Source organism: Nonomuraea sp. NPDC049784, from assembly GCF_040659615.1.
Classification (GTDB): Bacteria; Actinomycetota; Actinomycetes; order Streptosporangiales; family Streptosporangiaceae; genus Nonomuraea.
In genome coordinates this window covers 1-4,122 of the sequence record NZ_JBFAMX010000772.1, presented here as the reverse complement: position 1 = coordinate 4,122, position 4,122 = coordinate 1, and the positions used below count along the sequence as shown (strand labels likewise).

2 protein-coding genes and 2 pseudogenes are annotated in these 4,122 nt (G+C 71.0%); all 4 read right to left on the bottom strand.

Going from position 1 to position 4,122, the window contains the following annotated elements:
• A pseudogene (locus AB0J09_RS58150) lies at positions 1-895 on the bottom strand (inorganic phosphate transporter); the annotation flags it as partial.
• A 214-nt stretch (positions 896-1,109) separates the two neighbouring features.
• Complete coding sequence (locus tag AB0J09_RS58145) at positions 1,110-2,276, bottom strand: hypothetical protein (protein ID WP_360711709.1); 1,167 nt, start codon at positions 2,274-2,276, stop codon at positions 1,110-1,112.
• 96 nt (positions 2,277-2,372) lie between these two features.
• The gene (locus tag AB0J09_RS58140) at positions 2,373-3,644 is read right to left on the bottom strand and encodes a M1 family metallopeptidase (protein WP_360711712.1); all 1,272 of its coding nucleotides are present in this window, start codon (positions 3,642-3,644) and stop codon (positions 2,373-2,375) included.
• Positions 3,641-4,122, bottom strand: a pseudogene (locus tag AB0J09_RS58135) (amino acid adenylation protein); the annotation flags it as partial. The gene AB0J09_RS58140 and the pseudogene AB0J09_RS58135, both read right to left, overlap by 4 nt.

Sequence of the window (4,122 nt, the reverse complement as noted above, 5' to 3'; positions counted from 1 at the left end):
GTGGCCACGACCGCGACGACCGCGCCCACCGCCGCGGCGGCGGGCAGGGTGAACAGCCAGGCCAGCGCCATCCGGCCCGCCACACTCCAGCGCACCTTGGCCAGCCGGCGGCCCAGCCCGGTGCCCAGGATCGCGCCGGAGACCACCTGCGTGGTCGACAACGCGAACCCCAGATGCGAGGAGGCCAGGATGACCGTGGTCGCACTCGCCTCGGCGGCGAAACCCTGCGGCGACTCGATCTCGGTGATGCCCTTGCCCATGGTGCGGATGATCCGCCACCCGCCCAGATACGTCCCCGCCCCGATCGCCAGCCCCGCGGCGGCGATCACCCACAACGGCGGGCTGGCGCCCGAGACCAGCGCGCCGGACGAGATCAGCGTGAGCGTGATGACGCCCATGGTCTTCTGCGCGTCGTTGGTGCCGTGCGCCAGCGACACCAGTGACGCGGAGACGATCTGCCCGAACCGGAACGTGCTCGTCACCGACGTGTGCCGGGCCCTGGCGTGATCGTGTACGCCAGGTACGTGGCGGTCATCGCGACGAACCCGGCGATCAGCGGCGAGGCGACCGCCGGGATGAGCACCTTCTGCAGCACCGTGTCGAAGTGCACGCCCTGGATGCCCGCGCCCACCCATACGGCGCCGATCAGTCCCCCGAACAGGGCGTGCGAGGAGCTGGACGGCAGCCCCAGCAGCCAGGTGAGCAGGTTCCACAAGATCGCGCCGATCAGGCCGGCGAACACCATCGGCGGCGTCACCAGATGATCGTCCACGATGCCGCCCGAGATCGTCTTGGCGACCTCCACCGACAGGAACGCGCCCACGACGTTCAGCACGCCTGAGATCGCCACGGCCACCTTGGGCCGCAGCGCACCAGTTGCGATCGAGGTGGCCATCGCGTTGGCCGTGTCGTGGAAGCCGTTGGTAAAGTCGAAGGCCAGCGCCGTGATGATCACAACGACGACCACGAACGTCACATGCTCCATAGGGATGGCCCCATCGTCTCGACGTCACCTGGAGGTTAGGCGCGGGCCGTGAACCCCCAGCAAACATCGGATAACAAGACGCCCATGTAGGCGTATATCCCTCATGGGGCACCAAGCGAATAATTCACGGGCCCCAGTAGCGGAAGATGACGTCCCCCTGAGGTGGCCTCCAGCCGAAGCCGGCCGCCAGCGCTGAGCCGGTGCCTGGGATGGCGACGAGGTCCGACCATTGGAATCCGGTCGCCGTCGGAGTGATGGGCCGGCGGGTCAGGACGCCGTCGGTAGAACGCAGCGCATCGATGGACAGGGTGGTGTAGCCGTAGGGGTCCTGCCCGTCAGGTGTAGCGGTGATCGACTGCCGGGAAGTGGCCGCGTGGATGCCGCCCGAGCCGTCATCGGCCAAGGTCGTGACGACGTCGCCGGGCAGCCGGATCTGTTCCCATGTTCCGCCGTGCCGGCGCAGCAGCACGGTCCCCGGCTGCGACCAGTCGCCCTGCTGGAATCCGGCCGCGACCCAGACGTCTCCGTTCGCGGCGGCGAGGACCGCGTCGAACCTGACCCTCACCGGTCCGTACGCGGGCTCGGGCGCGGCGGGCGCCGCGATCGCGGGCAGCGACACGGTATGCCAGGCCTTGCCGTCCCAGCGCATGACGGCGGCAGGTCCCCAGCCCCAGATGTCGCCGGACGAGCGTACGCTGATCTCCCGCAGGGACGCCGGAGCGGGCAGACTCGTCCAGCGGCCGTCGTGGAAGCGTTTGAAGAACACTCCCCTCGTACGGTCGTCGCGGCCCACGATCCAGGCGGAGTCGCCGTCCGGGACGTCCAGATCGGTGATCGTGGTACGTCCAGAGCCCATGAGCCGCCAGCGTTCGCCGTCCCAGCGTGACAGCACGGATCGAGTGGCGGCATCGCCCGTTCCCGCGACCACGGCCGTGCCCGAGGTCCACACGTTGGCCGGGGAGGAGGCGTCGATCAGGGAGACCTGGCGCAGGAGCGATCCCCTGGGCCCGGCCGGGTTCGGGAACGGTGTCCATGCGCTGCCGTTCCAGTGCCTGATCAAGGGGGCCGTGACGTACGAGCCGTTGCTCGGATCGACTTCCTTGGTCCTGCGCCAGCCCGCGGACCAGGCGTCCGCCGGTCCGGTGGCGGCGAGATCGTTGATGAACGAGTCGGCCCCGCCGCGGAAACTGAGCTGCCAGCCGGGTGCGGCCGCGGCGTCGCCCGGAGCGACCGGGGTGAGGGCGATGCCCGCCGCGAGCACGACGGCAACCGGAACGCGGAATCCGTGCACATACGCATGATGGCCCTCGGCCGGGCTCCGGCCGCCTCCCGAAGCTGAACGGTTGGCGAACTCCCAGCGCGGCCGGGATCACCGCGCGCCCGTACTTCAGGCGGCCGGCGGGAGGGGCTTGTCGTACAGCCAGGCGGACAGCAGCGGGCCCACCGGCCGCGCCGTGTGCCGCTGGACGTGTACGGCCAAGTCCTGGGTGGTGACGTTCCCGTGCCGGTGCGCGCTGGTCCAGGCGCGCAGGGCGGGAAAGAAGTCCGCGTCGCCCAGCGCCTGGCGCAACGCGTGCACGGTCAGCGCGCCGCGCTTGTACACGCGATCGTCGAACAGCGTGCCCACGCCGGGGTCGGCCAGCACGAAGTCCTGCGGCAGCCCGGCGAGCCGCTGGTGCCAGCGCCGGGCGTGATCGGCGGCGGGCGGGCCGCCGGACGCCTCGGACCAGAGCCACTCGGCGTAGGTGGCGAAGCCCTCCTGCAGCCAGATGTCGCTCCAGCAGGACACCGTGAGGCTGTTGCCGAACCACTGGTGCGCCAGCTCGTGCGCGACCAGCCGCTCGAACCCGCGCCGGCCGTCCACGTGATTCCGGCCGAAGATCGACATGCCCTGCGCCTCGACCGGGATGTCCAGGTCGTCGTCGGCCACGACGGCGACGTAGCCGGTGAACGGGTAGGGGCCGAACCGCTCCGTGAACACCGCCATCATCTCGCCCTGCCGGCCGAAGTCGTGCTGGACGCGGGCGCCCAGGCGCGCCGGGTGGGCCAGCCGGGTGCCCGCGACCTCGGCGAGCTGGTAGCGCCCGATCTGCACGCTGGCCAGGTAGGCGGCCATGGGCTCCGGCTGGTCGTAGATCCACGTCGTGGTCCCGGCCCCGCGGCGCCGGGCGACGAGCACGCCGTTCGCGATGACCCGGTACGGTGACGCGGTCGTCACGGCGATCCGGTACGACGCCTTGTCGTCGGGCCGGTCGTTGCACGGGAACCAGGAGGGCGCGCCGATCGGCTGGCTGGCCACCAGCGCGCCGTCGGTGAGCTCCTCCCATCCCAGGCCGCCCCAAGGGCTTCGCACCGGCACGGGGTTGCCCGAGTAGCGGACCTCGACGACGGCACCGGCTCCCGCGGAAAGCCACCCGGGCAGGGTCACCCGCAGCTTGCTCTGTCCGTACACATAGCGGGCCGGGGCCCCGTCCACGGTGACACCCGAGACCCGGAACCGGCCGAAGTCCAGGTCGAGGACGCTGAGGGGTTCGGCGGCCGACACGGTCAGCCGGGCCGTGCCGTCGAGCCGGTTGCCTGACACCCCGTACTTCAGCGTCAGGTCGTAGTGCGACACCCGGTACCGGTGGTCGCCGTGCGAGGGAAAGTACGACGTCATCGCCACGCCGAGATGGGATTGCCGAACCACCGCGTACGAGCGGGCACCGCCTCCCCACGCATGACCAGCGAGGCGGGCCCGATCGTGGTGTCGGCGCCGACCCGCGCGGCGGGCAGGACCACGCCGTGCGGACCCAGGGTCGCGCCCGCCTCCAGCGTCACCGTGTCCATGCTCATGACCCGGTCGTGGAACAGATGGGTCTGCAGGACGCAGCCCCGGTTGACGCAGGCGCCGTCCCCCAGCGTCACCAGATCCGCCTCTGGCAGCCAGTACGTGTCACATGAGACCCCATGCCCGATGCGCGCCCCGAGCGAACGTAGCCACACGTTCAACGGCGCGGTCCCCAGCCACGGCTGCGCGAACCAGGGCGCCGCCAGCACCTCCACGAAGTTGTCCGCGAGCTCGTTGCGCCACACGAAGGAGCTCCACAGCGGCCGGCTGCCCGCTCTGATCCGGCCGACGAGCGCCCATTTCGCGG

Coding starts and splice junctions, on each gene's coding strand:
- AB0J09_RS58140 (WP_360711712.1), bottom strand. CDS start 3,644: ATGACGTCGTACTTTCCCTCGCACGGCGACCACCGGTACCGGGTGTCG.